This window comes from Chelatococcus sp. CO-6, assembly GCF_001271345.1.
Lineage (GTDB): Bacteria > Pseudomonadota > Alphaproteobacteria > Rhizobiales > Beijerinckiaceae > Chelatococcus_A > Chelatococcus_A caeni.
The window spans coordinates 115,745-139,256 of record NZ_CP012399.1; the positions used below are offsets into that span (position 1 = coordinate 115,745).

The following is a 23,512-nucleotide window of genomic DNA, read 5'->3' on the forward strand; positions in this document are numbered from 1 at the left end:
GTCGCTCACCAGTTTGCACGCCGCAGGAGCGCGACGACCGACGGGTCGATGCCCAGCCGGCGTCGGCACAGGCGGTTAAGGACGACGGCCTGGACGGATGCCGCGAAGGCCGCCGCCGCCGCCGCGCCGACGGCGCCGAAGGTGCTGCTGAGGACGAGGACGAGCACCATCCGCAGGACGAGGGCCGCGATGCCCGCCAGAGGATAGGCGCGCTCGAGCCCGCACAGCAGCAACAGGTGCGGCGCGGGCCCGGCAAGAAGCGAAACGGCCGCTCCCAGCGCGAGGACGTGGAGGACCGGCGCGAAATCCCGATAGCCGTCGCCGAAAATCGCGAGCAGCGGTGCGCCCCATACAGCGACGATCACGAGGCCGGCGACAGCCCCGACTGCCGCGAGCGACTGGAGCCGGGCGAGCAGGCTCTGCAGCCGCTGCCGCTGGCCGGCCGGGAACAGCACGGCGATCTCGGCCGCGGCATAATTGGCGAGCCCGCCGGCAAGGATCGGGAAGACGGCGGCGATGCGGGCGGCGGCGAAATAGCCGGCGGCCGCCGACGGGTCGAGCAGCAGCCCGATCAGCACCACGTCGAGATACTGGTTGCCGGCATCGAGGATGGCTGCAAGCCACATGCCGCCCATCTGCCGCCGCCAGCCGCGGCGGTCGGCAGGGGCCAGGCCGGCGCGGTCCCGCAGGCGGAACGCGAGCCGACGCCATTGCCAGGCCGTGCTCCCGATCATGCAAAGGGCCGCGAGGGCGAGGAAGGCTTCCGGCAGGAGGGGCCGTCCGCCCGCGAGGCAGACGACGGCGGCCGTGGCGACCGCCAGGCGCCATGCGACCTCCCGGTGCCCCTCCGCCGCCCGGAGGCCGAGGGCCACGCGGCTCGCGTGGGAGGTGAGATGCAGCACCGCCTGCGCCAGGAGAAAGGCGCCGCCAGCGGCGGCAAGGCTGGGTCGCGGGGCATGACCGATGGCAAGGGCAATCGTCAGCGCCACCGCGAACAGCCCGAGCGCCGCCGCGATCGTGTTGCTGAGAGCGAACCGCATGAGACTGTGGCGGCACGCGCCGGTGCCGGTCGCCCAGACCTTGAGGATCAGGGTTTCCTGGCCGCACAGCGCGACGACGGCCAGAAAGGACATGGCGTTGAACCAGATGCCCAGGCGGCCGAAGGCCTCGGCATCCAATGTGCGGGCCGTGACGGCGAACATGACGAAGGCCGCGCAGGCCCCGGCGGCCTTGAGCGCCAGGGCCCCGCCCGCCCCGGCGAGAACGGCGCGCGCCGGCCTTGCACTGCCCGTCACGGAGGCGTCTCGCGGCCGATCGCGAGGCCTGCGATGAGCAGCAAGGCCCCCATGGCGAGGGGCGCGAACAGCGCCTCCTCCTGGAAGGCGCCGTTGACCAGCATCGCCGGCACGGCAAGGCCGACGGCGGCCAGGACCGGCTCGCCCCCCGCCCGATGGAGCCGCAAGGCGGAGCGGGCTATGAGGATATAGCCCGCCAGGAGGCCAAGGCCGCCGATCCCCATCTGGTGCAGCAGCACGCCGAGCGCGCTCTCGACCGCCTGCCCGGCCATCCCAAGCGACTGCGCCCGTCGCCAGTCGAGCACCGCCGGGTCGGCGGCGAGGTTGCCGCCGCTGCCGAGGCCGTGGCCGAGCGGATTGGCCGTGAAGCTCTCGAAGCCGGCGACGAGACCGAGCACGTGGTAGTCGCGCTGTTCCAGCCCGACGACGAAGGCCGCCGCGGCATAGATCATGAGCAGCAGCAGGAACGTCGGCACCGCGAGCCGCGGCAGGTGGCGCAGCAGCCAGAAGCCGGCCAGCGACATCAGCAGGAAGGCGACGGTGCCTTTCGACCCGATGACGACGAGCAGAGGCACCGCCGCGACGAGGTAAAGGGGTCGGCCGGCGGCGAGAAGGACCAGGGACAGCACGCCGAGGAGATAGGAGAAGCTGATCGGGTGGAAATTCGGACCGTTGAGGCGGCGCAGCACGAGACCGAGGTCGGCGAACCACGGCACGTTGAACAGGTTGACCAGCAGCATGTCGCGCTCGTCGCGCAGCACGCGGCCGCTCGCCTCGACGGCCTTCAGCCAGAAGCCGCTGTCGACCATGCGCCGGAAGCGCAGGGCGAGATAGCCGTCGGCGTTGACCAGCGCCGCCAGCGCGTCATAGGCGAGGAGTTCGGCATAGCCGAAGGCGAGCACCATCAGCATGAGCGCCGGCAGGAAACGCGCGACGGGCACCGCAAGGCGGGCACCGGCGACGAGGCCGATCTGGAACAGCATCACCGGAAGGGCGATGTTGCGCAGGTAGACGACGGCGCCGCGCGGATCGGCGGCCGCGCCAAGGGCGCAATAGGCGGCGACGGCAGCGATCATGACGAAGGAGAGCGCCATCAGACGCCTCACGGTCTGTGGATCGTCCGTACGGTCTTTGAGATGAAAGGCGGCGAAGCCCGCCCACAGCAGCGCAGCGGTCAGGAAGTTGTAGCCGCGCACCGTGTCGAACGCCTCCGCGTCGGGAAGCAGTGGCAGCAGGATGGCGACGAAGCTGTTCTGGAACGTGAAGACGAAGAGGAGAAGCGGCGGCGCCATCGCCGGGCCCGCCTGCAGGAGACAGAGCGCCAGGACGAGAGACATGACAGGGCCGAGCGCCGGAAAGGCCAGATGCCCCGCCACCGGCAGCGCAGCCGCCAGCGACGAGGCGGCCAGGAAGACGCACAGCAAGGAACCCGGCCCCGCCGCGCCGCTCCAACGCGCCGCAGGCCTCTGAGCATGAATGCTTATCGATTGCAAATCGTAGCTCTATATTACTGATTTAGAATTCAGGAATTGTACATTCATAATATCCGAATCGCGTTCATTCCAAATATTCGCTAGAGATTTCATCTTGCAATTCGCGAACGGTGAACGGCGACTGGCGCCGTCCCGGTGGGCCGGCGCCGCCGAAGGCCACGGGACCGGACGGTGGAGCGAGCGGGCGAGCCTGGCGGCGCTCGCGCTTCTTCTCGTGGCGGCACCGGCCATGTTCGGCTCCGAGGGCGCCACGGCGCTCGCGGTCCTCGCCCTTCTCACCGGCCTCTGCCTCCTGTGCCTTGCCGGCAGCGGCCCCGTGCGGCCGGGCATGGCACCGGCGGCGCGCTTCCTGGTGCTGGCGTTCGCCCTGCTGTGCCTCTGGGGCGTGGTACAGGCCCTTCTGCCGGTATCGGGAGCGGCGCAGGTGGCCGAGCCATCCGGGCCGATGGGCCCGGCACGGCTGTCCCGCTCGCCCACCGCCACGCTCGGCAGCGTCCTGCAGCTCCTCACCCATGCCGGCGCCTTTCTCGCCGGCCTCGCCATCGCCGCGCGGCCGCACGGGCCCGACCGCATCGCACGCATCGTCGCCGCGACGGCACTCGCAGTCGGGCTCTACGGCTTCGTCGCATGGGCGGCGGAGTTCGAACGCATCCTGTGGGTGGAGAAGCACGCCTATCTCGGCTACCTGACCGGCCCCTTCGTCAACCGCAACACCGCGGCGGCCTATCTCGGCCTCGGCGGCCTCGTGCTGATGTCACGCGCCGTGGCGCGCGCGCAGGCCGAGGCCACTCCGACGCTGGCCCGAGGGCGGCGTGCGGCGCGCTTCGTCAAAGCGCTGGCCGGCCGCGCCGGGCTCGCCGCGGCGGCCGCCGGGTTCCTCATCCTGTGCGTGCTGCTGACCGGCTCACGCGCCGGCACCGCTGCCCTGCTCCTGGGCTTCGTCGCGCTCGGCCTCGCCATGCTGCGGCGGCGCCTGCTCGCCCTCTTCCTTCTCCTCGCGCTGACGTTATGCGTGCTCTTCCTCATCCTCCTCGCCGAAGGCGGCATCGCGCCCATGGCCTACGAACGGCTGTTGCGGGAGGGGCTGGACGGCGGCAACCGCTCCGCCGTCTACGGCGCGACGCTGAGGGCGATCGCCGACCATCCCCTGACGGGCACGGGCCTCGGCACCTTCCATCTCGTCTTCCCCGCCTATCGCAGCGCCGAGATGACGGACTGGGGCGTCTGGGACCGGGCGCATCAGATCTATCTCGAGCTCGCCCTCGGGGCAGGGCTGCCGATGGCCGTGCTCGTCGTCGCAGCCTTTGCGGCAACCGCCCTTGCCTGCCTGTTGATCGCCCGCAGGGGCCCCCGGCCGCAGCCCGCAGCCGCCTCGGCCTTCGCCGCCTCCGTCGCGCTCGCGGCGCACGGGCTCGTCGACTTCAGCCTGCAGAACCCGGCCGTCGCCACGACCTATGCCGTCCTTCTCGGCGCCGGCTGTGCCCCGGCAATCCGCACCATTCCGTTCCTGATACCCTCCAGAGGCCGTTGATGGTTCTGCTCCCGAGCCCCGCACCGCCCGCCCGCCTTGCCCGCGTGTCCTGCGCGCTCGTCCTTGTCGTGCCCCTCCTCGCCGCCTGTGCGGCCCCCGTCGCGAACAACGGCAAGCGGGCGGCGGCCGTCCCCGAAACCACGGCCGGCACAACAGCCATGCCGCCGCCCCGGCCCGACCAGCCGACACCGTCGAGCTACCGCTACCGTCTCGGCATCGGCGACCGCATCCGCGTGACGGTGTTCGGCGAGGAGGCTCTTTCCGGCGAGTTCGAGATCGACGGCGGCGGCGCCGTCACGCTGCCCCTCATCGGCGCGGTGCCGGCAGAGGACCAGACCCTCGCCGACCTGCAGGACACGCTGACGAAGCGCTTCCGCAGCGGGCTCCTGCGCAACCCCAAGATCGTCGTCGAGATCCTGTCCTACCGGCCGATCTTCGTTCTCGGCGAGGTGCGCAACAGCGGCGAGTACAAGTTCCGCCCGGGTCTCTCCGCCTTCGAGGCCGTGGCGCTTGCCGGCGGCTTCACCTACCGGGCCGACCAGCGGCACATCTACATCCGCCGGCGCGGCGAGAGCGAGGAGCGGGCCCACGACATGTCCCGGCCCGTGCCCGTCTTCCCGGGCGACAACCTGCGCGTCGCCGAGCGCTATTTCTAGCGGCCCCAGATCACGTCCGCCCCGCGTTCATTGCCCACGATTTGCCACAAGGCGGGAGGAAAGGTTGCTGCCTGTCTGCGGCACGTCCGGGCCCCTTCGGCCGGCCGTGCCGGGAACGTTCGACTTCCGGCGCTGTTCGGGACCCGGACCGTTATCGAGGCCTTCAGCGTCCAGACCGCCGTGCCTTAAGGACGGCCACTGCGCAGGCGTCGAAGCTGCGCGGTTCATTGTCGATGCTTCGCTCGCATGAGGAGGTTTTGCCGATGAAGGTCCTGCCAATGAAGATCGCCCAGATCGCCCCGCTCGCCGAAAGCTGCCCGCCGCGTCTCTACGGTGGCACGGAGCGGATCGTTTCCCATCTTACGGAGGAGCTCGTCCGCCAGGGACACGAGGTGACGCTGTTCGCCAGCGGCGATACCCGCACCAAGGCCGAGCTCGTCAGATGCTCGGACATCGCCTTGCGGCTCAACCCGGCCGTGCGCGACCATGTTCCCTATCACGTGGCGATGCTGGATCGCGTACGCGCGCTCGCCGACACCTTCGACGTGCTGCACTTCCATATCGACATCCTGCATTTCCCGCTGATCCGCGACTTCGCCGACCGTACGGTGACGACGCTGCACGGCCGGCTGGACCTGCCGGACCTGAAGCCCTTCTACGCCGCCTTTCCCGACATCCCGCTGGTCTCGATTTCGGACGACCAGCGCCGTCCGATGCCGCCGGTCAACTGGGTCGGCACGGTGCATCACGGCCTGCCGCGCGATCTCCTGCCGTTCAACGGCCGTCCCGAAGGCGGCTATCTCGCCTTCCTCGGGCGCATCTCGCCGGAGAAGCGGCCGGACCTCGCCATCGAGATCGCGACGCGCACGGGCCTGCCGCTGAAGATCGCCGCCAAGGTGGACAAGGTCGACGAGGCCTATTGGAACGAGCAGATCGCCCCCATGGTCGCGGCGGCACCGAACGTCTCCTACATCGGCGAGATCGGCGACGCCGAGAAGGCCGAGTTCCTCGGCAATGCTGCCGCTCTCCTCTTCCCGATCGACTGGCCGGAGCCCTTCGGGCTCGTTATGATCGAGGCCATGGCGTGCGGCACCCCGGTCATCGCCATGCGCCGCGGCTCGGTGCCGGAGGTCATCGAGCACGGCGTGTCCGGCTTCATCGTCGACAATGTCGACGAGGCGGTCGCGGCCGTCGGCCGGCTCGGCCTCATCCATCGCTCGGCCGTGCGGGCCGCCTTCGAGCGCCGCTTCACGGTCGAGCGCATGGCCGAGGATTACGTCGAGATCTACCGCACGCTGCCGGGGGTCAAGGCGCGTTCGCCGCTCCTCTACGTGGCGGGCGGCGAGACGAGCCTGCAGGTCGTCGCCTGACGGTGGCGGCCGCCGGTCCATCGGCTGACGAGAACGGGATTTGCGACATGCAGACGATCGGCGCCGAAGCTGTTCCGCATGCACCGGCTCCCGCAGGGCCCGGGGCAGCGCAGATCGCGCAATTCTTCATTCCGGCCTCCGCCTCGCTGCAGGAACGGCGGCCGCGCACCTTGAAGCACGGCGACACCTTCGCCGTGTTCGACCACAACGGCGATGCGCTCTCCGGGCCGGGCAGCCCGGAGGGCATCTTCCACCGCGACACCCGCCATCTCTCGCATCTCTACCTCACCATCGACGGCGCACGGCCGATGCTGCTCAGCTCGACCCTGCGCGACGACAACGCCACCCTGACCTGCGACCTCACCAATCCGGACCTGTTCGACGAGAAGGGCCGGCTCGTGCTCGGCCACGACCTCATCCATCTGCGCCGGTCCCGCTTCCTGTGGAATGCCGGCTGCTTCGAGCGGCTCGTGCTGCGCAATTTCGACACCGAGCCACGACGCCTTTCGGTCGAGATCGCCTTTGCCGCGGATTTCGCCGATCTTTTCGAGGTGCGCGGTTCGCACCGCGAGCGGCGCGGCGCGCATCACCCGCCCGAAGTCGGCGACAGCCGGGTGGTGCTGTCCTACACCGGGCTCGATGGGCAAAGACGGGCCACCACGCTTGCCTTCGATCCCGCCCCGGCACGGCTCTCCGGCAGCTCGGCGATCTTCGTGCTCGAACTGCCGCCGCGCGAGAGCGTCTCGCTGTTCCTCGAGATCAACTGCGGCTTCGAGGGTGCCAACCATCCGCCGCGGCGGGCCTTCTACAGCGCCCTGCGCGACGCCCGGCGCGCGCTGCGCCAGTCCGCCGCCCGGGCGGCTTCCATCGCGACGTCGAACGACATCTTCAACGAGGCGGTGCGCCGCAGCGTCTCCGACCTCTACATGCTCATCACCGACACGCCCGAGGGCCCCTATCCCTACGCGGGCATTCCGTGGTTCAGCACGGTCTTCGGCCGCGATGCGCTCATCACCGCGCTCTGCACGCTGTGGCTCGATCCGACCATTGCCAAGGGCGTCCTCGGCTATCTCGCCGCCAACCAGGCCACGACCTCCGATCCGCTCGCCGATGCCGAGCCGGGCAAGATCCTGCACGAAGTGCGCCACGGCGAGATGGCCGAGCTCGGCGAGGTGCCGTTCCGCCGCTACTATGGCAGCATCGACTCGACGCCGCTCTTCGTCATGCTCGCCGGCGCCTATCTGAAGCGCACCGGCGACCTCGCCACGATCGAGCGCCTGTGGCCGCACATCGAGGCGGCCCTCGGCTGGATCGACACCCATGGCGACAGGGACGGCGATGGCTTCGTCGAATACGGCCGGCGCAGCGACGAGGGCCTCGTCAATCAGGGCTGGAAGGACAGTCACGATTCCGTCTTCCACGACGACGGGCGCATCGCGGAGGGCCCGATCGCCCTCGCGGAGGTGCAGGCCTATGTCTACGGCGCCTGGCGGGCGACGGCGGCGATGCTGCGCCGCATGGGCCGGCCGGCCCAGGCCGAGATCTACGGCGCCAGGGCCGATGCGCTGCGGCGACGCTTCGACGAGGCCTTCTTCGATGCGGCGCTCGGCACCTACGTCATCGCCCTCGACGGGGCCAAGCGCCCGTGCCGCGTCCGCTCCTCGAACGCCGGGCACGTGCTCTTCACCGGGCTCGCCGAGCCGGAGCGCGCGGTGGCCGTGATGCGGACGCTGATGGGGAGCTCCTCCTATTGCGGCTGGGGCGTGCGGACCATTGCGGATACGGAAGCGCGCTACAATCCGATGAGCTATCACAACGGCTCGGTCTGGCCGCACGACAACGCCCTGATCGCCGCCGGCTTCGCCCGCTACGGCTATCGCGGCGAGGCCGCGCGCCTGTTCCAGGGCCTGTTCGAGGCGTCGACCTACATCGACATGCGCCGCCTGCCGGAGCTCTTCTGCGGCTTTGCGCGCCAGCGCACCCAGGGTCCGACCTTCTATCCCGTCGCCTGCGCCCCGCAGGCCTGGGCAGCGGCCACGCCGCTGTCGCTGCTCCAGTCCTGCCTCGGCCTCGGTTTCGATCCGGACGGCATGAAGATCACCTTCGACCATCCGGTGCTGCCGGATTTCCTCGACCACGTGACCCTACGGCGGCTGTCGCTCGCCGGCAGCGTCGTCGACATCGCCCTGCGCCGCTCCCGCGCCCAGGTCGTCGTCGAAGTGCTCAGTCGTTCCGGCCCGGTCCGCGTGCTGACGACGAACTGAACGACAGGATGCCAGGACGCGGGATGCCCGCGACAGGCGCGGGCATGACGGGAGGGCGTATCGGCTCCACCCTCCACCGGGCCGTGGCGACCCATCAGGTACGGCTGATCGAAACCCCGCCGTCGACCAGCACCGCCGCGCCGGTCATGAAGCTCGCCGCATCCGAGGCGAGGTGCAGCACGCAGCGGGCGATCTCCTCCGGCTGCGCCATCCGCTTCAGAGCGTGCAGGCCTTCGATGAAGGCGAGCAGCTCGGGCGTCGCGTCGGGCGCGTTGGTGATGGCTGCCGGGGTGTCGGTGCCGCCCGGCAGGATGGCGTTGGCGCGCACGCCCTTGGGCCCGAATTCGGCCGCGATGACCTTCATGAGCCCGATCATGCCCGCCTTGCTGGCCGCATAGGCGGACATGCCCGGCATGCCGACCGTGTGGCCGACGAAGGTGGAGGTGAAGATGAGCGATCCCCCGCCCCGCGCCAGCATCGCCGGCACCTGCCGGCGCGCACCGAGGAACGCCCCCGTCAGGTTGATGTCGAGGATCGTCCGCCACGCATCGGGAGAAAGCTGATCGAGCGGTGCCATGTCTCCGACGACGCCGGCGTTGTTGAAGGCGATGTCGAGGCCGCCGAAGCGCTCGACCGCCGCCGCGACGGCTGCCTCGTGCAGCGCCTCCTCGCGCACGTCGCCATCAACCGCGCAGGCTGCGCCGCCGGCCGCGGCGATCTCCTCCACGAGGGCGTCGAGGGCCTCCCTGCGGCGGGCGGTCACGACGACCCTGGCCCCTTCGCGCGCGAAGAGGAGGGCGGTGGCGCGCCCGATGCCGGAGCTCGCGCCCGTGACGATGGCGACCTTGTCCTTGAGCATATCCATGTGCAAACCCTTCGAAATGACCGCCGGGCGGCCGGAAGGGCTGCAACGTCGCAGGCGCCGGAGCGGCGGGCACTCCGCTTCTTGCGCCCGAATTGACGCGGGAGCGCCGTCCCTCAGCGCTCGTAGGTGCCGACCAGGGTCACCTCCTCGATCAGGTGCCTTGTCGCCTTTTCCCAGACTTCCGCCACGCCGACCTCGTCGCGGATGCCGAGGCGCGGCTCGGAGATCGCCGCGAGGCGGAAGTAGTAGTGATGCACCCCATGGCCGGGCGGCGGCTGCGGGCCGTCATAGGCCTTGTTGCCGAAGTCGTTGCGGGCGAAGCGGAAGCTCTCGCCCGCGCCCGGATCTGCCCCCTGCGACAGCCCGCTCTGGTCGAAGGGAATGTCGTAGATGCCGAGATGGCGGAAGGTGCCGCGCGGCGCGTCAGGATCCTCGATCACGAGAACGAGGCTGCGCGTGCCTTCCGGCACGCCCGTCCAGCGCAAGGGGGGCATCAGGTTCTCGCCGTCGCGCGCGAAGGTGCGGGGGATTTTCTCGCCATCGGCGAAAGCGGGGCTCGTGAGCGTCAGGGCCATCGCCTCCTCCTGGAATTGTCGACCATCCTGCGCCGCGAACGGGAACTGCAGCGGATTGTTCCCGTGCCGTCCTCATTGTCCCCTACTCGAGGCGGCGGCGGAAGAGCCAGGCCGCGGCGGTCAGCGTCGCGGCGGCGATCAGCGCGAGCGGCAGGGTCTGGGCCGCGATCTCCGCCACCGGCAGGTCCTTCAGGAACACGCCCCTGACGATGATGAGGAAGTAGCGCAGCGGATTGACGATCGTGACCGGCTGCAGCCACTCGGGCATGTTCTCGATGGGCGTCGCGAAGCCGGACAGGAGCGTGGCCGGCACGAGCAGGAGGAAGGCCCCGAGGATGGCCTGCTGCTGGGTGGCCGCCAGCGCCGAGATGAAGAGGCCGAGGCCGGCGACGGATAGGAGATAGAACAAGGCGCTGCCATAGAGCAGGCCGAGCGAGCCGCGCAGCGGAATGCCGAAGACGAGCACGGCCGCCAGCACGTACAGCGTCAGATGCACCGAGCCGACGAGCATCGGCGGGATGACCTTGCCGATCAGGATCTCATGGGTGCGCAGCGGCGAGACCATCAGCTGGTCGAAGGTACCGAGCTCGCGCTCGCGCGCGATCGACAGCGCCGTGACGATGAGCCCGATGAGCAGCGCGATGCTGGCGACGAGGTTCGGCACCATGAACCACTGATAGATGAGATTGGGGTTGAACCAGTTGCGCGCCACCACATCGACCGGCGGCGGCGCCCGTCCGCTGACGGCGATCTCCGCGCCAAGACCCTGGACGATGCGGGAGATGTAGCCGGCAACGATCTGCGACGCGTTGGACCGGCGCCCGTCGAGGATGACCTGCACCTTCGCCGGCACGCCGGCCGCAATGTCGCGCGAGAAGGTCGGCCCGATGGAGACGGCGGCGATCGCCTCCTGCCGGTCGATGGCCGCGGCGAGCGCCGCCTCGCTCGCCACCGGCACGACGCGGCGGAAGTCAGGTGCGCCTTCGAGCCGCTGTACCAGCTCCCGGCTCGCCGCGCCGGCATCTCTGTCGAGCACGACGAGTCCGATGTTGGTGACGTCGAGCGTCGCCGCATAGGAGAAGACGAGGAGCTGCACGAGCGGCGGGCCGACGAGGATGAGCCGCGCCTTCGGGTCGCGCAGCAGCGCAAGCAGCTCCTTGACGATAAGGGCCTTGAGGCGCGTCCACCACATGTCAGGCGATCCGCTTGGCGGTGTTGCGCGCGGCGAGCACGAAGAGGACGAAACCCATCCCCGCCATGACGGCAATGGCGGGCAGGAACATCGACCAGATGTCGCCGGCGAGGAACACGGTCTGCAGGCTCGGGATGAGGTAGCGCGCCGGCACGATCAGGGTCAGCCACTGGATCGGGCCCGGCATGGAATTGATCTCGAAGAGGAAGCCCGACAGGAGGAACGCCGGCAGGAAGCCGGACATGAGCGCCAGCTGCGAGGCGAGGAACTGGTTCTTGGTGGCCGCCGAGATGAGGAGCCCCTGCCCCAGAGCCGGCATGAGGAAGGCGGCCGAGAGCGCATAGAGCGCGACGAGCGAGCCGCGGAACGGCACGCCGAAGAGGAAGACGGCGAGGCCGACGCACAGCGTCATCGCGCCGAGCGCCAGAACGAAATAGGGCAGGATCTTGCCGATCAGCAGCTCCGCCGCGCTCACCGGCGTCGCCATCAGCGCCTCCATGGTGCCGCGCTCCCATTCGCGCGCGATGACGAGCGAGGTCAGCAGGGTGCCGACCAGCGTCATGACGATGGCGATGGCGCCCGGCACCAGGAAGAAGCGGCTGGCGAGCTCCGGGTTGAACCAGAAGCGCTGCTCGACCGCGACGCCGACCGGTGCCGATGCCGACTCGCTCGCCCGCACGGCCGCCCAGGTGGCGACGACGCCGCGCGCGTAGTTCTGGACGAAGTTTGCAGTATTGGGCTCGGCGCCGTCGACGAGCACCTGGATGGCGGCGGGGCGACGGCCGGCGAGATCGGCGGCGAAGGTCGACGGGATGACGACGATGCCGCGCACCCGGCCGAGCACCAGCGCCTCCTCGAATTCACGCCGGTCGTGCCCGTCGATGACGTCGAAATAGCGCGAGGCCCGAAAACTCGCCGCGAGGTCCTGCGCCGACGGCGTCGTCTCCTCGACGACGAGGCCGATGCGGGTGCGCGTCGTGTCGAGCGACACGCCGTAGCCGAAGAGGAAGACGAGGATGAACGGCAGCACGAAGGCGATGAGGATGCTGCTCGGATCGCGCACGATCTGCAGCGCCTCCTTGCGCACGAGGGCCCAGAGCCGCCTGAGGCGGCCGGTGCGGTCCGTGCTATTGGGCGCGCTCGTCATGCCGCCTCTGCCAGGCGTGATCGCTCGATGAGGGCGATGAAGGCGTCCTCCATCGTGGGGTCGGGCCGCTCGGGGCTTGCGACGCTCGCCCGCAATTCGTCAGGCGAGCCGAGGGCGATGGCCCGTCCGCGATAGATGAGCGCGATGCGGTCGCAATACTCCGCCTCGTCCATGAAATGGGTGGTGACGAGGACCGTCACGCCCTTCTCGACGAGGCCGTTGATATGCGTCCAGAACTCCCGGCGCGTGACCGGATCGACGCCGGAGGTCGGCTCGTCGAGGAAGAGCGCGGCGGGATCGTGCATGACGGCGCAGGCGAGCGCGAGGCGCTGCTTGAGGCCGAGCGGCAGGTCCTTCGCCGACATGCCGGCATGGGGGGACAGGGCGAAGACCTCCTTCATCAGCGCCGTGCGCTCGTGACGGCGGGCGCCGCCGAGCCCGTAGGCGCCGGCGAAGAAGGCGAGGTTCTGGTCGACGCTGAGGTCGCCGTAGAGCGAGAATTTCTGCGCCATGTAGCCGAGCTGGTTGCGCGCCTCGGCCGACTTGCGCCGAAGATCGAAACCGGCGACCCGGCCCTCGCCGCTCGTCGGCTTGAGGAGGCCGCAGAGCATCTTGAAGGTGGTCGACTTGCCGGCCCCGTTCGGGCCGAGCAGGCCGAAGATCTGCCCGCGCGGGATGGAGAAGCTGATGTCGTCGGCCGCCGTGAAGTCGCCGAAGCGCTTGGTGAGCCCGCGCGCCTCGATGACGGCCTCGTCGCCGCCAGCGGCCCGCATCGGGCTCGCCTCGGCCAGTTGCGAGCGCCCGCCGGGGCCGCCGCCGAGCATGTCGATGAAGGCATCCTCGAAGCGTGGCGGCGTCGGCCGCACCTCGGCGCCCTCCCCGGCCCGGCTCCTGGCCTCAGTGATGGCCGCGTCCTTCTCCTCGGCGCCCCCTGCGACCACGAGGCGGATGGCCTCGCCCTGGATGACGCCGTCGACGATGCCGCGACCGCCGAGCACCTCGGCAAGCACCGCGCGCCTGCCCTGCCCGACGCCGGTCAGCCTGAAGACACGGCCATCCACCTGCTGGGTGAGATCCCCCGGCGGGCCGGAGAAGAGCAATTCGCCGGCATTGAGGAGCAGCACGCGGTCGCAGGCCTCCGCCTCGTCGAGATAGGCGGTCGACCACAGGACGCCGATGCCTTCGCCGGCGAGCTCCTTGACCATCGCCCACAGGTCGCGCCGGGAGACCGGATCGACGCCGACGCTCGGCTCGTCGAGCAGCAGCAGCCGCGGCTTCGTGAGCAGCGCGCAGGCGAGGCCGAGCTTCTGCTTCATGCCGCCCGACAGGCGGCCGGCGAGGCGCCCGGTGAACCGCTTGAGATCCGTGAAGGACAGGAGCCGCTCGAAGACCTCCGCGCGCTCGGCCGGAGGGAGCCCACGAAGGTCCGCATAAAGATCGAGGTTCTCCGCGACCGACAGGTCCTCGTAGAGCCCGAAGCGCTGCGGCATGTAGCCGATGGCCGCCTGCACGGCCGCCGCTTCGCTGCGCGTGTCGAAGCCGAGCACCGAGAGCCGCCCCTCGTCCGGCAGGAGCAGGCCGGTCATGAGGCGGATCAGCGTCGTCTTGCCCGCGCCGTCCGGCCCGACGAGGCCGGTGATGCCGCCCTCGACAAGGCCGGAGACATTCCGCAGTGCCGGTGCTCCCTGGCCGAAGTCCAGGGTCACGTTCTCGATGCGGACGACGGGCTCGGCCATCTCATCCGCCTCCCGCCTCCGCCGCCGGCCGGGGCACCCTGACCGTGACAGGCATGCCCTGCCTGAGGCTGCCGTCCGGCGCGTCGACGACGATGCGCAGGCGATAGACGAGATCGGTCCGCAACGCCGGGGTCTCCACCGATTTCGGCGTGAACTCGGCCACCGGCGAGACGAAGCCGACCGTGCCCCGGTGCGCACGTCCCGGCTCCGTGTCGTTCGTCACCTCCACCGTCATGCCGGGCCGGATGCGGCCGAGGTCCGGCTCGCCGACATAGGCGCGCACGAAGACGGGCGCTTCGAGCGACAGCACGTAGACGACGTCGCCGCTCGCCACGATGGCGCCCGGTTCCTCGACGCGCGAGAGGATGACGCCCGCCGACGGCGCGCGGAGCTCGGTATCGGCGAGGCCGGTCCGCGCCGCCGCGAGGCTCGCCCGCGCGGCGTCGAGATTGGCCCGGGCGGCGGCGATGTCCTCCGGGCGCGTGCCGTCCTCGAGGAGGCGCAGGGCGGCACGAGCCGATTCGACGCGCGCCCGGGCCATGTCACGGGCCGCCGTCGCCTGGTCGAGATTGGCCTGCGAGGCGGCGCCGCTCGGCCTGAGCTGGTTCTGCCGCTCGAAGGCGAGCTCGGCATTCTCGAGATCGGCCTGCCGTTCGACATGGGCTGCACGGGCCTGCTCGATCTCGGCCGGACGCGGCCCGGCCACGAGCTTCTCGAGCACCGCCTCGAGGCTCGCAACCTGCGCCTCGGCTGCGCGAACGGCGTCCTCGGCCGGCCCGGCGTCGAGGCGGGCGAGCAGCTGCCCTGCCGCGACCCGGTCGCCCTCGTCGACCAGCGCCTCGGCGATGCGGCCACCGACGCGGAAGCCGAGGCGCGCCTGCCGGATGTCGACATTGCCGTAGAGCGTCAAGGCCTCGTTGCGGTCCTCCCGCCAGCCGAACCGGCCCGGCAGGTCGAACCACCAGCCGGCGGCAGCCACGGCAAGGGCAAGAGCGAGGAGGATGGCCGCCTTGCGGCCTCTGCTGCCGCTCATGGCGCGCCTCCCGGCCTGAGATCCGCCACGAGCGTGCGGGCGAGGCGCCGCACATGCTCCGCCTCCTCCGGACCGATCGCATCCCACGCGAGCTGGCGCAGCACCGCCGCATGGGCGACGCGAAACACCATCACGCCGCCGAGCAGGGCCAGGGTCCTGAGGCGCACGCCGTCTGTATCGGGATCCGCCGCGACGAGAATGCCGACCAGCCGGCGGGCCACGCCGAGCGTCGGCTCCATGACACCGCCGTAGATGCGCTGGAACGCCTCTGTCGGCGCCATCTGCTCGCGGATCAGGAAGCGCGCCCAGCGCTCCGAGCGCGGGCTGACGAAGAGCGCCGCCATCGCCTCGAGCATCTCGGCCAGCAGGGCCTGCGCCTCCTCCCGGCCGATCGGCGCCGCTTGCCCTTCTGCCTGTGAAAGCCGTTCGCGCAACCGCTCGCGCAGGGGAGCGACATGGGCCTGGATGAGCCCGGCCAGATACTCGGCGGTCGCGAGATAGAGCCCTTCCTTGCTGCCGAAATAGTAGGGAATGGCCTGAAGGTTGACCCCGGCTGCGTCGGCGAGCTTGCGTGTGCTGGCGCCGTCGAAGCCGAACAGGCCGAAGACGTCGATGGCCGCGTTCAGCAGCCTCTCACGGGCGGCGTCACCCCGCCGCGGTGGTTCGTGCGTCGTTGACATGAGGCCAGGATACGGCTGCCGATCAATTCAGTCAATCGATTGATTTCCGACTGCGGCGGCTACCCGACTGTTTTTCTGCATTAACCATAGTTTTGTGAAATATAGACCGTCTGTACAGGGTCGTTGACTTTTTGTTAACCGCTCCATTAAGTGGGCGAGTCGTTTTTATGCGAGGAAACCTATGCGTATTCTGTTCGTTGCGGGGGCGCTCGCGCTGACCTTGGCCGCCTGCCAGACGGCCCAGGAATCGGCGGTCGACGCGGAGTTCACCTGTCGTGAAGCCGGTCTGCGGCCGGGCACGCGCGCTTATGACCGCTGCGTCAACGCGGCCTACAACAGCAATCGCCGCCAGGCTGACCAGGCAGCCTCGCAGGTGGCCGTCGGCACGGCTGCCGCCCTCGTCGGTGGCGCCGTTCTGGGGGCCGCGACCGCCCCGCGCGGTTACTACTATCGCTGCAACGCCTGGGGTTGCTGGTAGCAGCCAGGCGACACCGCAAGTAAAAGCCCGGCCGGAGGTGTCTCCGGCCGGGCTTTTCTTTGCCGGACGCGGATCCTCAATCCGCCTGCGGGACCGGCAAGGGGAAGAGCGACCGGTAGGGCCGGGCTTCGTCCACCGCCCGCGCAAAGGACGGGCGCGCCAGCAGCCGGCTGCGATAGGCGTGGACATGGGCGCAGGCCGCCGGGATGGGATGCGTCCAATGGGCATAGAACAGGAACGGCGCCGCCCCGCAGTCGGCGAGGGTGAACGCCTCACCCGCCGCCCAGACCCGCCCGGCCATCACCCCATCGAGCCAGCGGTAGGCACGGTCCAGCATCTCGCGCGCCTCGGCGACGCCCCGGCCGTCCTTCTCCGCCTCGGTCCGGAGAGCGTCGAAGACGATCTTCTGCTGGGGCGTAGAAATGTAGTTGTCGAAGAAGCGGTCCATCAGCCGCACCTCGAGCGCTGCCCGCGGGTCCTCCGGCACCAGCCGGAGCGAGCCTGGATGATGGAGATCGAGATATTCGATGATGATGCTGGCTTCCATGACCGGACAGCCATCGTCGACCAGCACGGGAAAGCGCCGCAGCGGCCAAACGGCCGCCAGTTCCGCCATCGCCTCCGGCCCGTCCAGCATGCGCAGGGCGAAGGGCACATCCTTCTCGTACAGCGCCACCAGCGCCTTCTGGCAATAGGAGGAGAAGGGATGGGCAAAGAGCGTCAGGGTCACGACCGGCCTCCTCGTTCTCGTGCGGCAGACGGCGCAGCTCGAGCCGGATCATCCCGATCGGCCACCGTGCCCGCCAGAGACTGATTGCGATTTGCAATCGGTTTTCTTCTCGCCCATCTGATTGTAGTTTGCAAGCAGATAGTGAGGTCCCGCGTTGAGCAACGCCTGCCGGTCCGGCTGCCCCATCAACCTGACGCTGGAGATGCTCGGCGATCGCTGGAGCCTCATCGTCATCCGCGATCTCATGTTCGGCAATCGCCGGCACTTCCGCGAGCTGCTCACCGGATCCGAGGAAGGAATCGCCTCGAACATCCTCGCCGACCGCCTGAAGCGGCTCGTCGCAGCGGGGCTCCTGACCAAGAGCGACGACCCGGCCCACCGGCAGAAGGCGGTCTATTCCCTGACCGAACCGGCGATCCAGCTCGTGCCGCTGCTTGCGCAGATGGGCGCCTGGGGCAGCCGCCACACGCCGGCCTCACCTGAACTGTCCATTCGGGCCAAGCTGCTCGAGGAGGGCGGCCCGCCGTTGTGGGAGGCCTTCATGGACGAGCTGCGCAGCCTGCATCTCGGCGCGCCGGCCAAAGGCCCGTCCGTGCTGGCGCGGCTGCAGGCCGCCTATGAGGCGGCCGTCGCACACGAGGCAGCCGGCACCTGAAGCACGACGCCGGTGGGCGGCCCTACAGCGGCCGCTTCAGCTTCTTGGCGATGACGCCGATGATGCCCTCGCGGAACAGCATCACGCAGATGACGAAGATGATGCCCTGGATGACCGTGACCCAGGCGCCGAGATGGGCGAGATAGTTCTGCATGGTCACGATGACCGCTGCCCCGACCATGGGACCGAAGACCGTGCCCATGCCGCCGACGAGGGTCATCAGCACCACCTCGCCCGACATGGTCCAGTGCACGTCCGTCAGCGATGCAAGCTGGAAGACGATGGCCTTCGTCGCACCAGCGAGCCCCGCCAGCGTCGCCGACAGCGTGAAGACGACGAGCTTGTAGCGGTTGGTGGCATAGCCGAGCGAGATGGCGCGCGGCTCGTTGTCGCGAATGGCCTTCAGCACCTGGCCGAAGGGCGAGTGGATGACGCGATAGATGAAGAGCACGCCGGCGAGGAAGATCACCGCGACGAGATAATAGAGCGTCGTGTCGCGCGACAGGTCGATGAGGCCGAACAGGCGCCCGCGCGGCACGGCCTGGATGCCGTCCTCGCCACCCGTGAACGGGGCCTGCAGCGAGAAGAAGAAGACCATCTGGGCGAGCGCCAGCGTGATCATGGCGAAATAGATGCCTTGCCGGCGGATGGCGAGCGAGCCGAAGACGAAGCCCAGCGCCGCCGCCGCCGCCGTGCCGAAGAGGATGGCGAGCTCGGGCGGCATGCCCCAGACCTTGGCCGTATGCGCGCAGATGTAGCTCGCCGTGCCGAGATAGGCCGCGTGGCCGAAGGACAACAGGCCACCGTAACCGAGCAGCAGGTTGAAGGCGCAGGCGAAGAGCGCGAAGCACAGCACCTTCATGAGGAAGACGGGATAGAGCAGGAACGGCGCCCCGGCCAGGAAGACGGCGATGGCGATGAAGATCGCCCGATGCAGATTGGCGGCCTCCACCGCCGCCCGCGTGGTCGGCGCCGTCGCCATTCTCTCGCTGACGCTCGCCATCACGCGGTCCTCCCGAACAGTCCGGCCGGCTTGACGAGCAGCACCACGACCATGACGACGAAGATCACGGTGGCGGCGGCCTCCGGATAGAACACCTTGGTCAGCCCCTCGATGAGGCCGAGGCCGAAACCGGTGACGATGGAGCCGAGGATCGAGCCCATGCCGCCGATGACGACGACAGCGAAGACGACGATGATGAGGTCGGCCCCCATGTTGGGATTGACCGAATAGATGGGCGCCGCCAGCACGCCGGCGAGCGCAGCGAGGCCGACGCCGAAGCCGTAGGTCAGCGTGATGAGCCGCGGCACGTTGATGCCGAAGGCCTGCACCAGCGTCGGGTTCTCCGTCGCAGCGCGCAGATAGGCGCCGAGCCGCGTCTTCTCGATGACGAACCAGGTGGCGAGGCACACCGCGAGCGAGGCGATCACCACCCAGCCGCGGTAGTTGGGCAGGAACATGAAGCCGAGGTTGCGGCCTCCCGCGAGCTCCGGCGGAATGCTGTAGGGCAGGCCCGAGACGCCGTACTGGTTGCGGAACAGCCCCTGGATGATGAGGGCGAGGCCGAAGGTGAGCAGCAGGCCGTAGAGATGGTCGAGATCGCGCAGGCGCGCGAGGAACAGCCGGTCGATGACGATGCCCGTGGCGCCGACGATCACCGGCGCCAGGAGAAGCGCCCACCAGTAGCCGATGCCGGCATAGTTGAGCAGCATCCAGGCCACGAAGGCGCCCATCATGTACTGGGCCCCGTGGGTGAAGTTGATGATGTTGAGCAGCCCGAAGATGATCGCGAGCCCGAGACTCAGGATCGCGTAGAACGAGCCGTTGATGAGGCCGAGCAGCAGCTGGCCGAAAAGCGCCTGAGGCGGAATTCCCAGAAGTTCGAACATCTCTCGACCGGCCCGTATACGCGCGGCGGGGGATGCCGGGGCGGCGCCGCCGCCCCGGCCCTTCACGTCAGCCCTTGACCAGGGGGCATTCGCCCTGGTCGAGCGGGCGGAAGGCCTCGGCCGCGGGGATGGTGGCGACGAGCTTGTAGAAATCCCACGGACCCTTCGACTCCTCGGGCTTCTTCACCTCGAAGAGATACATGTCGTGGATCTTGCGGCCGTCGGCCCGCACCTCGCCCTTGCCGAAGAGCGGATCCTCGGTCGGCGTCTCCTTCATCTTCGCCATCACCTTGGCGCTGTCCTTGTCCTTCAGCGCCTCGACGGCCTTGAGATAGTGCAGCGTGCCCGCATAGACGCCGGCCTGGACCATGGTCGGCATCTTGCCGCCGCTCTTCTCGGCGAAGCGCTTGGCGAAGGCGCGGGTCTCGTCGTTGAGGTCCCAGTAGAAGGATTCGGTCAGCACCAGGCCCTGCGCCGTCTGCAGGCCGAGGGCGTTGACGTCGGTGATGAACACGAGCAGCCCGGCAAGGTTCTGCCCCGCCTGGGTGATGCCGAATTCCGCCGCCTGCTTGATCGAGTTGATCGTGTCGCCGCCGGCATTGGCGAGGCCGATCACCTTGGCGCCGGAGGACTGGGCCTGCAGCAGGAAGGAGGAGAAGTCGCTGCCGGGGAAGGGATGGCGCACGGTGCCGAGCACCTTGCCGCCCGACTTCTCGACGACGGCGATGGTGTCGCGCTCGAGCGCGTGGCCGAAGGCATAATCCGCCGTCAGGAAGAACCAGGTGTCGCCGCCCGTCTTGACCATGGCGCTGCCGGTGCCGTTGGCGAGGGCCCAGGTGTCGTAGGTCCAGTGGATGGTGTTGGGCGAGCATTGCTTGCCGGTGAGATCGGACGCCGCCGCACCGGAGTTGATGAAGATCTTGTTCTTCTCGCGCGTGATCTGGTTGATGGCGAGCGCAACCGACGAGGTCGGCACGTCGAGGATCACGTCGACGCCATCCTGGTCGTACCACTGGCGTGCGATATTGGAGCCGATGTCCGGCTTGTTCTGGTGGTCGGCCGAGATGATCTCGACGTTGATGCCCTTCTCCTTGGCCTTGAAATCCTCCGCCGCCATGCGCGCGGCGATGACCGAGCCCTCGCCCGAGAGGTCGGCATAGAGGCCGGAGCGGTCGTTGAGCACGCCGAGCTTCACCGAGACCTGTGCCTGAGCCCCGCCGGCGAACAGGGCGACGAGCGCCGTGGCCAGCAACATGCGTCCTGTCTTCATGGACTTGTTCCTCCTCGTCTCTTCCCCACTGCGGCCAGGCCGCAGGCGCTAGACGCCGAGATAGGCGTGCAGCTTGTCGATATTGGCGTCGAGTTCCGCGTTGGGGATCATGTCGACCACCCGCCCCTGCTCGACGACGTAGTGCCGGTCCGCCACGCGGGAGGCGAACCGGAAGTTCTGCTCGACGAGGACGATGGTGAAGCCCTCGTTCTTGAGCCGCGCGATGGTGCGCCCGATATCGTCGACGATGACGGGCGCAAGGCCTTCCGTCGGCTCGTCGAGCAAAAGGAGCCGCGCCCCCGTGCGCAGGATGCGGCCGATGGCGAGCATCTGCTGTTCGCCCCCCGACAGCTTGGTGCCCTGGCTCGCGAGCCGCTCCCTCAGATTGGGGAACAATTCGAAGATCTGCTCCACGGAGAGGCCACCGGGCCGCACCTGCGGCGGCAGGAGCAGGTTCTCCTCCACCGACAGCGAGGAGAAGATGCCCCGTTCCTCCGGGCAATAGCCGATGCCGAGCCGCGCGATGGTGCGCGACGGCATGCGCACGGTCTCGACCCCGTCGAAGACGACGGAGCCGGTGCGCTTCCTCATGATGCCGATGATCGACTTCAGCGTCGTCGTCTTGCCCGCGCCGTTGCGCCCGAGCAGCGTCACCACCTCGCCCGGCGCCACGTCGAAATCGATGCCGTGCAGCACGTGGCCCTCGCCGTACCAGGCGTTGAGGCCGCGCACGGAAAGGAGCGGCGCCGTCGCCGCCTTCGTCGCGATGTCGCGTGCCGCCTCAGGCATGACCGGCTCCGATATAGGCCTCGATCACGGCGGGATTGCTGGAGACGGTGGCGTAGTTGCCCTCCGCCAGAACCTTGCCGCGGGCAAGCACCGTGATGTGGTCCGACAGCGAGGCGACGACCGACAGGTTGTGCTCGACCATCAGGATCGTGCGGTTGGCCGAGACGCGCCGGATCAGCGCGGCGATGCGCTCGACGTCCTCGTGCCCCATGCCCGCCATCGGCTCGTCGAGCAGGAGCATCTCGGGATCGAGCGCCAGCGTCGTCGCGATCTCCAGGGCGCGCTTGCGCCCGTAGGACAATTCGACCGCCGGCATCGCCGCGAAATCGGCGAGCCCGACCGCGTCGAGCAAATTGAGCGCCTCGTCGTTCAGCGCGCGCAGCACCCGCTCCGAACGCCAGAAGTCGAACGAGCCGCCGCGCTTGCGCTGCAGGGCGACGCGCACGTTCTCGAGCGCCGTCAGATGCGGGAAGACGGCGGAGATCTGGAAGGAGCGCACAAGCCCGAGCCGGGCGACGGTCGCCGGCCTGAGCGCGGTGATGTCGTTCCCCTTGAAGGTGATCGTACCCTTCGTCGGGGTGAGGAATTTGGTCAGAAGATTGAAACAGGTCGTCTTGCCGGCCCCGTTGGGACCGATGAGCGCATGGATCGTGCCCCGGCGGATGTCCAGACTGACCCCGTCGACCGCTACGAACCCCTTGAATTCAATCGTCAGATCCCTCGTCGATAGAATGATATCGGCGGTCACGATGCCGTTCTGTCCTCTGGGCTTTTTTATTTTGAGCCTTGTCCTTGGACTGTGCACCGCCTCTCGCGTCAAAATCAACCGGCTTTTGCGCCGAAAGGATGCGCATAATTGGGAATGGACCGCCGCAGACCCGCCGGGGCAGCCGGTTGGCGCCGAATCCGGCCGATTCCCTCCGTCACGCGAAGCGCTTCGCCCCGGCGACGCACAGGACGACGCCGGCGGTGACGGCCATCATCGCCGCATCGACGCTCTCGCCAAGCAGCGCCGCGGCGATGGTGAGGCCGAAGAAGGGCTGCAGCAGCTGCAGCTGGCCGACGGCCGCGATGCCGCCCTGGGCAAGGCCGCGATACCAGAAGACGAAGCCGATGAGCATGCTGAACAACGACACATAGGCAAGACCCAGCCAGGCCTCCTGCGAGGTGCCGGCGAAGGAGGCGGGCATGGTGAGGAGGGCGAGCAGCAGCATCACCGGCAGGGCAAGCACGAGCGCCCAGGAGATGACCTGCCAGCCGCCGAGGCGGCGCGACAGCACCGCCCCCTCCGCATAGCCGAGGCCGCAGGCGACGATGGCGCCGAGCATCAGGAGGTCGCCGGTCAGCGAGGCGGAGAAGCCGCGGGAGGCGGCAAAGCCGGCGACGAGCGCGCTGCCGAGGCAGGAGAACAGCCAGAAGACGGGGCGCGGCCGCTCGCCGCCGCGCAGCGTGGCGAAGATCGCCGTCATGAGCGGCAGGAGCCCGACGAAGACGATGGAATGGGCGGCGGTGACGTGACGGAGCGCCAGCGCCGTCAGGAGCGGGAAGCCGACGACCACGCCGAGGGCCACGACGGCGAGCGGGCGCAGGTCCTCGCGCCGCGGCATCGTCTGCCGGAAGAGGACGAGGAGCGCGCCGCCGCACAGGCCGGCGATCACCGCCCGCGCCAGCGTGAGGAAGACGGGGTCGAACCCCGCCACCGCCACGCGCGTCGCCGGCAGCGACCCGCTGAAGATCAGCACGCCGAGGAAACCGTTGATCCAGCCGCTCACAGACCTGTCCATCGCCATCCGCTCCCGATGCCGTGGTATCGCGCCGTGGTGCTGGCGGCGCCAGAGACAGTTCAGTACAATCTGCGATTAC

At 69.1% G+C, this 23,512-nt stretch carries 22 protein-coding genes; 6 read left to right on the forward strand and 16 right to left on the reverse strand.

The genetic code is table 11. The features are described from left to right. Positions 1 to 5: 5 nt before the first annotated feature. Positions 6 to 1,295 carry a lipopolysaccharide biosynthesis protein gene (locus AL346_RS21040; RefSeq protein ID WP_019404688.1) on the reverse strand — a complete coding sequence of 430 codons (1,290 nt, stop codon included), beginning with the start codon at positions 1,293 to 1,295 and terminating at the stop codon, positions 6 to 8. Beyond that, positions 1,292 to 2,719 carry a hypothetical protein gene (locus AL346_RS21045; protein ID WP_019404689.1) on the reverse strand — a complete coding sequence of 476 codons (1,428 nt, stop codon included), beginning with the start codon at positions 2,717 to 2,719 and terminating at the stop codon, positions 1,292 to 1,294. Before AL346_RS21045 ends, AL346_RS21040 begins: the two co-directional genes overlap by 4 nt. Positions 2,720 to 2,882: 163 nt before the next feature. Between AL346_RS21045 and AL346_RS21050 the strand changes: the two genes are divergently transcribed. The 4 genes from AL346_RS21050 (at position 2,883) to AL346_RS21065 (ending at position 8,609) form a co-directional block, all read left to right on the forward strand. Beyond that, complete coding sequence (locus tag AL346_RS21050; protein WP_156332912.1) at positions 2,883 to 4,319, forward strand: O-antigen ligase; 1,437 nt, start codon at positions 2,883 to 2,885, stop codon at positions 4,317 to 4,319. Then, positions 4,319 to 4,975 carry a polysaccharide biosynthesis/export family protein gene (locus AL346_RS21055; RefSeq protein WP_019404691.1) on the forward strand — a complete coding sequence of 219 codons (657 nt, stop codon included), beginning with the start codon at positions 4,319 to 4,321 and terminating at the stop codon, positions 4,973 to 4,975. The genes AL346_RS21050 and AL346_RS21055 overlap by 1 nt, the downstream gene beginning before the upstream one ends. 278 nt (positions 4,976 to 5,253) lie before the next feature. Beyond that, the gene (locus AL346_RS21060) at positions 5,254 to 6,345 is read left to right on the forward strand and encodes a glycosyltransferase family 4 protein (protein WP_026015580.1); all 1,092 of its coding nucleotides are present in this window, start codon (positions 5,254 to 5,256) and stop codon (positions 6,343 to 6,345) included. A 47-nt stretch (positions 6,346 to 6,392) separates the two neighbouring features. Then, a complete protein-coding gene (locus AL346_RS21065) occupies positions 6,393 to 8,609 on the forward strand; it encodes an amylo-alpha-1,6-glucosidase (RefSeq protein WP_053194119.1) in 2,217 nt (738 codons plus the stop codon). A gap of 94 nt (positions 8,610 to 8,703) precedes the next feature. Here the strand turns inward: AL346_RS21065 and AL346_RS21070 are convergent, their stop codons facing one another. The 7 genes from AL346_RS21070 to AL346_RS21100 form a co-directional block, all read right to left on the reverse strand. After that, complete coding sequence (locus tag AL346_RS21070) at positions 8,704 to 9,474, reverse strand: SDR family oxidoreductase (RefSeq protein ID WP_053194121.1); 771 nt, start codon at positions 9,472 to 9,474, stop codon at positions 8,704 to 8,706. A 113-nt stretch (positions 9,475 to 9,587) separates the two neighbouring features. Next, positions 9,588 to 10,049, reverse strand: coding sequence for a YbhB/YbcL family Raf kinase inhibitor-like protein (locus AL346_RS21075; RefSeq protein ID WP_019404695.1), 462 nt, complete (start codon positions 10,047 to 10,049; stop codon positions 9,588 to 9,590). 82 nt (positions 10,050 to 10,131) lie between these two features. After that, positions 10,132 to 11,241, reverse strand: a complete 1,110-nt coding sequence (locus AL346_RS21080) for an ABC transporter permease (protein WP_019404696.1) — start codon at positions 11,239 to 11,241, stop codon at positions 10,132 to 10,134. A gap of 1 nt (position 11,242) precedes the next feature. Next, entirely contained in the window at positions 11,243 to 12,388 is a 1,146-nt protein-coding gene (locus AL346_RS21085) for an ABC transporter permease (protein ID WP_019404697.1), read from the reverse strand. Then, a complete protein-coding gene (locus tag AL346_RS21090; protein WP_019404698.1) occupies positions 12,385 to 14,124 on the reverse strand; it encodes an ATP-binding cassette domain-containing protein in 1,740 nt (579 codons plus the stop codon). Before AL346_RS21090 ends, AL346_RS21085 begins: the two co-directional genes overlap by 4 nt. 1 nt (position 14,125) lies before the next feature. Next, positions 14,126 to 15,157 carry a secretion protein HlyD gene (gene hlyD, locus AL346_RS21095; RefSeq protein WP_019404699.1) on the reverse strand — a complete coding sequence of 344 codons (1,032 nt, stop codon included), beginning with the start codon at positions 15,155 to 15,157 and terminating at the stop codon, positions 14,126 to 14,128. After that, positions 15,154 to 15,837 carry a CerR family C-terminal domain-containing protein gene (locus AL346_RS21100; RefSeq protein WP_019404700.1) on the reverse strand — a complete coding sequence of 228 codons (684 nt, stop codon included), beginning with the start codon at positions 15,835 to 15,837 and terminating at the stop codon, positions 15,154 to 15,156. Before AL346_RS21100 ends, hlyD begins: the two co-directional genes overlap by 4 nt. 181 nt (positions 15,838 to 16,018) lie before the next feature. Here AL346_RS21100 and AL346_RS21105 point away from each other — a divergent pair, with 181 nt between their 5' ends. Continuing rightward, complete coding sequence (locus AL346_RS21105; protein ID WP_019404701.1) at positions 16,019 to 16,315, forward strand: hypothetical protein; 297 nt, start codon at positions 16,019 to 16,021, stop codon at positions 16,313 to 16,315. Positions 16,316 to 16,391: 76 nt separating this feature from the next. On the opposite strand, the gene AL346_RS21110 is transcribed toward AL346_RS21105, so the two are convergent. Continuing rightward, entirely contained in the window at positions 16,392 to 17,045 is a 654-nt protein-coding gene (locus tag AL346_RS21110; RefSeq protein WP_019404702.1) for a glutathione S-transferase family protein, read from the reverse strand. A 154-nt stretch (positions 17,046 to 17,199) separates the two neighbouring features. Here AL346_RS21110 and AL346_RS21115 point away from each other — a divergent pair, with 154 nt between their 5' ends. Then, a complete protein-coding gene (locus AL346_RS21115; RefSeq protein WP_019404703.1) occupies positions 17,200 to 17,700 on the forward strand; it encodes a helix-turn-helix domain-containing protein in 501 nt (166 codons plus the stop codon). 22 nt (positions 17,701 to 17,722) lie between these two features. Here AL346_RS21115 and AL346_RS21120 read toward each other — a convergent pair whose 3' ends face one another. The 6 genes from AL346_RS21120 to AL346_RS21145 form a co-directional block, all read right to left on the reverse strand. After that, positions 17,723 to 18,703, reverse strand: coding sequence for a branched-chain amino acid ABC transporter permease (locus AL346_RS21120; RefSeq protein WP_019404704.1), 981 nt, complete (start codon positions 18,701 to 18,703; stop codon positions 17,723 to 17,725). Continuing rightward, positions 18,703 to 19,590, reverse strand: coding sequence for a branched-chain amino acid ABC transporter permease (locus tag AL346_RS21125; RefSeq protein ID WP_019404705.1), 888 nt, complete (start codon positions 19,588 to 19,590; stop codon positions 18,703 to 18,705). The genes AL346_RS21120 and AL346_RS21125 overlap by 1 nt, the downstream gene beginning before the upstream one ends. A 67-nt stretch (positions 19,591 to 19,657) precedes the next feature. Then, positions 19,658 to 20,860, reverse strand: a complete 1,203-nt coding sequence (locus AL346_RS21130) for an ABC transporter substrate-binding protein (protein WP_019404706.1) — start codon at positions 20,858 to 20,860, stop codon at positions 19,658 to 19,660. Positions 20,861 to 20,908: 48 nt separating this feature from the next. After that, positions 20,909 to 21,649, reverse strand: a complete 741-nt coding sequence (locus AL346_RS21135) for an ABC transporter ATP-binding protein (RefSeq protein ID WP_019404707.1) — start codon at positions 21,647 to 21,649, stop codon at positions 20,909 to 20,911. Continuing rightward, positions 21,642 to 22,397: an ABC transporter ATP-binding protein gene (locus AL346_RS21140; protein ID WP_019404708.1), complete on the reverse strand. Its 756-nt coding sequence runs from the start codon at positions 22,395 to 22,397 to the stop codon at positions 21,642 to 21,644. The genes AL346_RS21135 and AL346_RS21140 overlap by 8 nt, the downstream gene beginning before the upstream one ends. 175 nt (positions 22,398 to 22,572) lie before the next feature. Then, on the reverse strand, positions 22,573 to 23,433 hold the full coding sequence (locus tag AL346_RS21145; RefSeq protein ID WP_026015582.1) for a DMT family transporter: 861 nt from the start codon (positions 23,431 to 23,433) through the stop codon (positions 22,573 to 22,575). Positions 23,434 to 23,512: the final 79 nt, after the last annotated feature.

Bases quoted from the DNA above. Each gene is read 5' to 3' on its own strand.
- AL346_RS21125 (WP_019404705.1), bottom strand. From the start codon at position 19,590: ATGTTCGAACTTCTGGGAATTCCGCCTCAGGCGCTTTTCGGCCAGCTG.
- AL346_RS21075 (WP_019404695.1), bottom strand. From the start codon at position 10,049: ATGGCCCTGACGCTCACGAGCCCCGCTTTCGCCGATGGCGAGAAAATC.
- AL346_RS21105 (WP_019404701.1), top strand. From the start codon at position 16,019: ATGCGTATTCTGTTCGTTGCGGGGGCGCTCGCGCTGACCTTGGCCGCC.
- AL346_RS21100 (WP_019404700.1), bottom strand. From the start codon at position 15,837: ATGTCAACGACGCACGAACCACCGCGGCGGGGTGACGCCGCCCGTGAG.
- AL346_RS21070 (WP_053194121.1), bottom strand. From the start codon at position 9,474: ATGGATATGCTCAAGGACAAGGTCGCCATCGTCACGGGCGCGAGCTCC.
- AL346_RS21145 (WP_026015582.1), bottom strand. From the start codon at position 23,433: ATGGACAGGTCTGTGAGCGGCTGGATCAACGGTTTCCTCGGCGTGCTG.
- AL346_RS21065 (WP_053194119.1), top strand. From the start codon at position 6,393: ATGCAGACGATCGGCGCCGAAGCTGTTCCGCATGCACCGGCTCCCGCA.
- AL346_RS21090 (WP_019404698.1), bottom strand. From the start codon at position 14,124: ATGGCCGAGCCCGTCGTCCGCATCGAGAACGTGACCCTGGACTTCGGC.
- AL346_RS21060 (WP_026015580.1), top strand. From the start codon at position 5,254: ATGAAGATCGCCCAGATCGCCCCGCTCGCCGAAAGCTGCCCGCCGCGT.
- AL346_RS21135 (WP_019404707.1), bottom strand. From the start codon at position 21,649: ATGCCTGAGGCGGCACGCGACATCGCGACGAAGGCGGCGACGGCGCCG.
- AL346_RS21120 (WP_019404704.1), bottom strand. From the start codon at position 18,703: ATGGCGAGCGTCAGCGAGAGAATGGCGACGGCGCCGACCACGCGGGCG.
- AL346_RS21130 (WP_019404706.1), bottom strand. From the start codon at position 20,860: ATGAAGACAGGACGCATGTTGCTGGCCACGGCGCTCGTCGCCCTGTTC.
- AL346_RS21055 (WP_019404691.1), top strand. From the start codon at position 4,319: ATGGTTCTGCTCCCGAGCCCCGCACCGCCCGCCCGCCTTGCCCGCGTG.
- hlyD (WP_019404699.1), bottom strand. From the start codon at position 15,157: ATGAGCGGCAGCAGAGGCCGCAAGGCGGCCATCCTCCTCGCTCTTGCC.
- AL346_RS21080 (WP_019404696.1), bottom strand. From the start codon at position 11,241: ATGTGGTGGACGCGCCTCAAGGCCCTTATCGTCAAGGAGCTGCTTGCG.
- AL346_RS21085 (WP_019404697.1), bottom strand. From the start codon at position 12,388: ATGACGAGCGCGCCCAATAGCACGGACCGCACCGGCCGCCTCAGGCGG.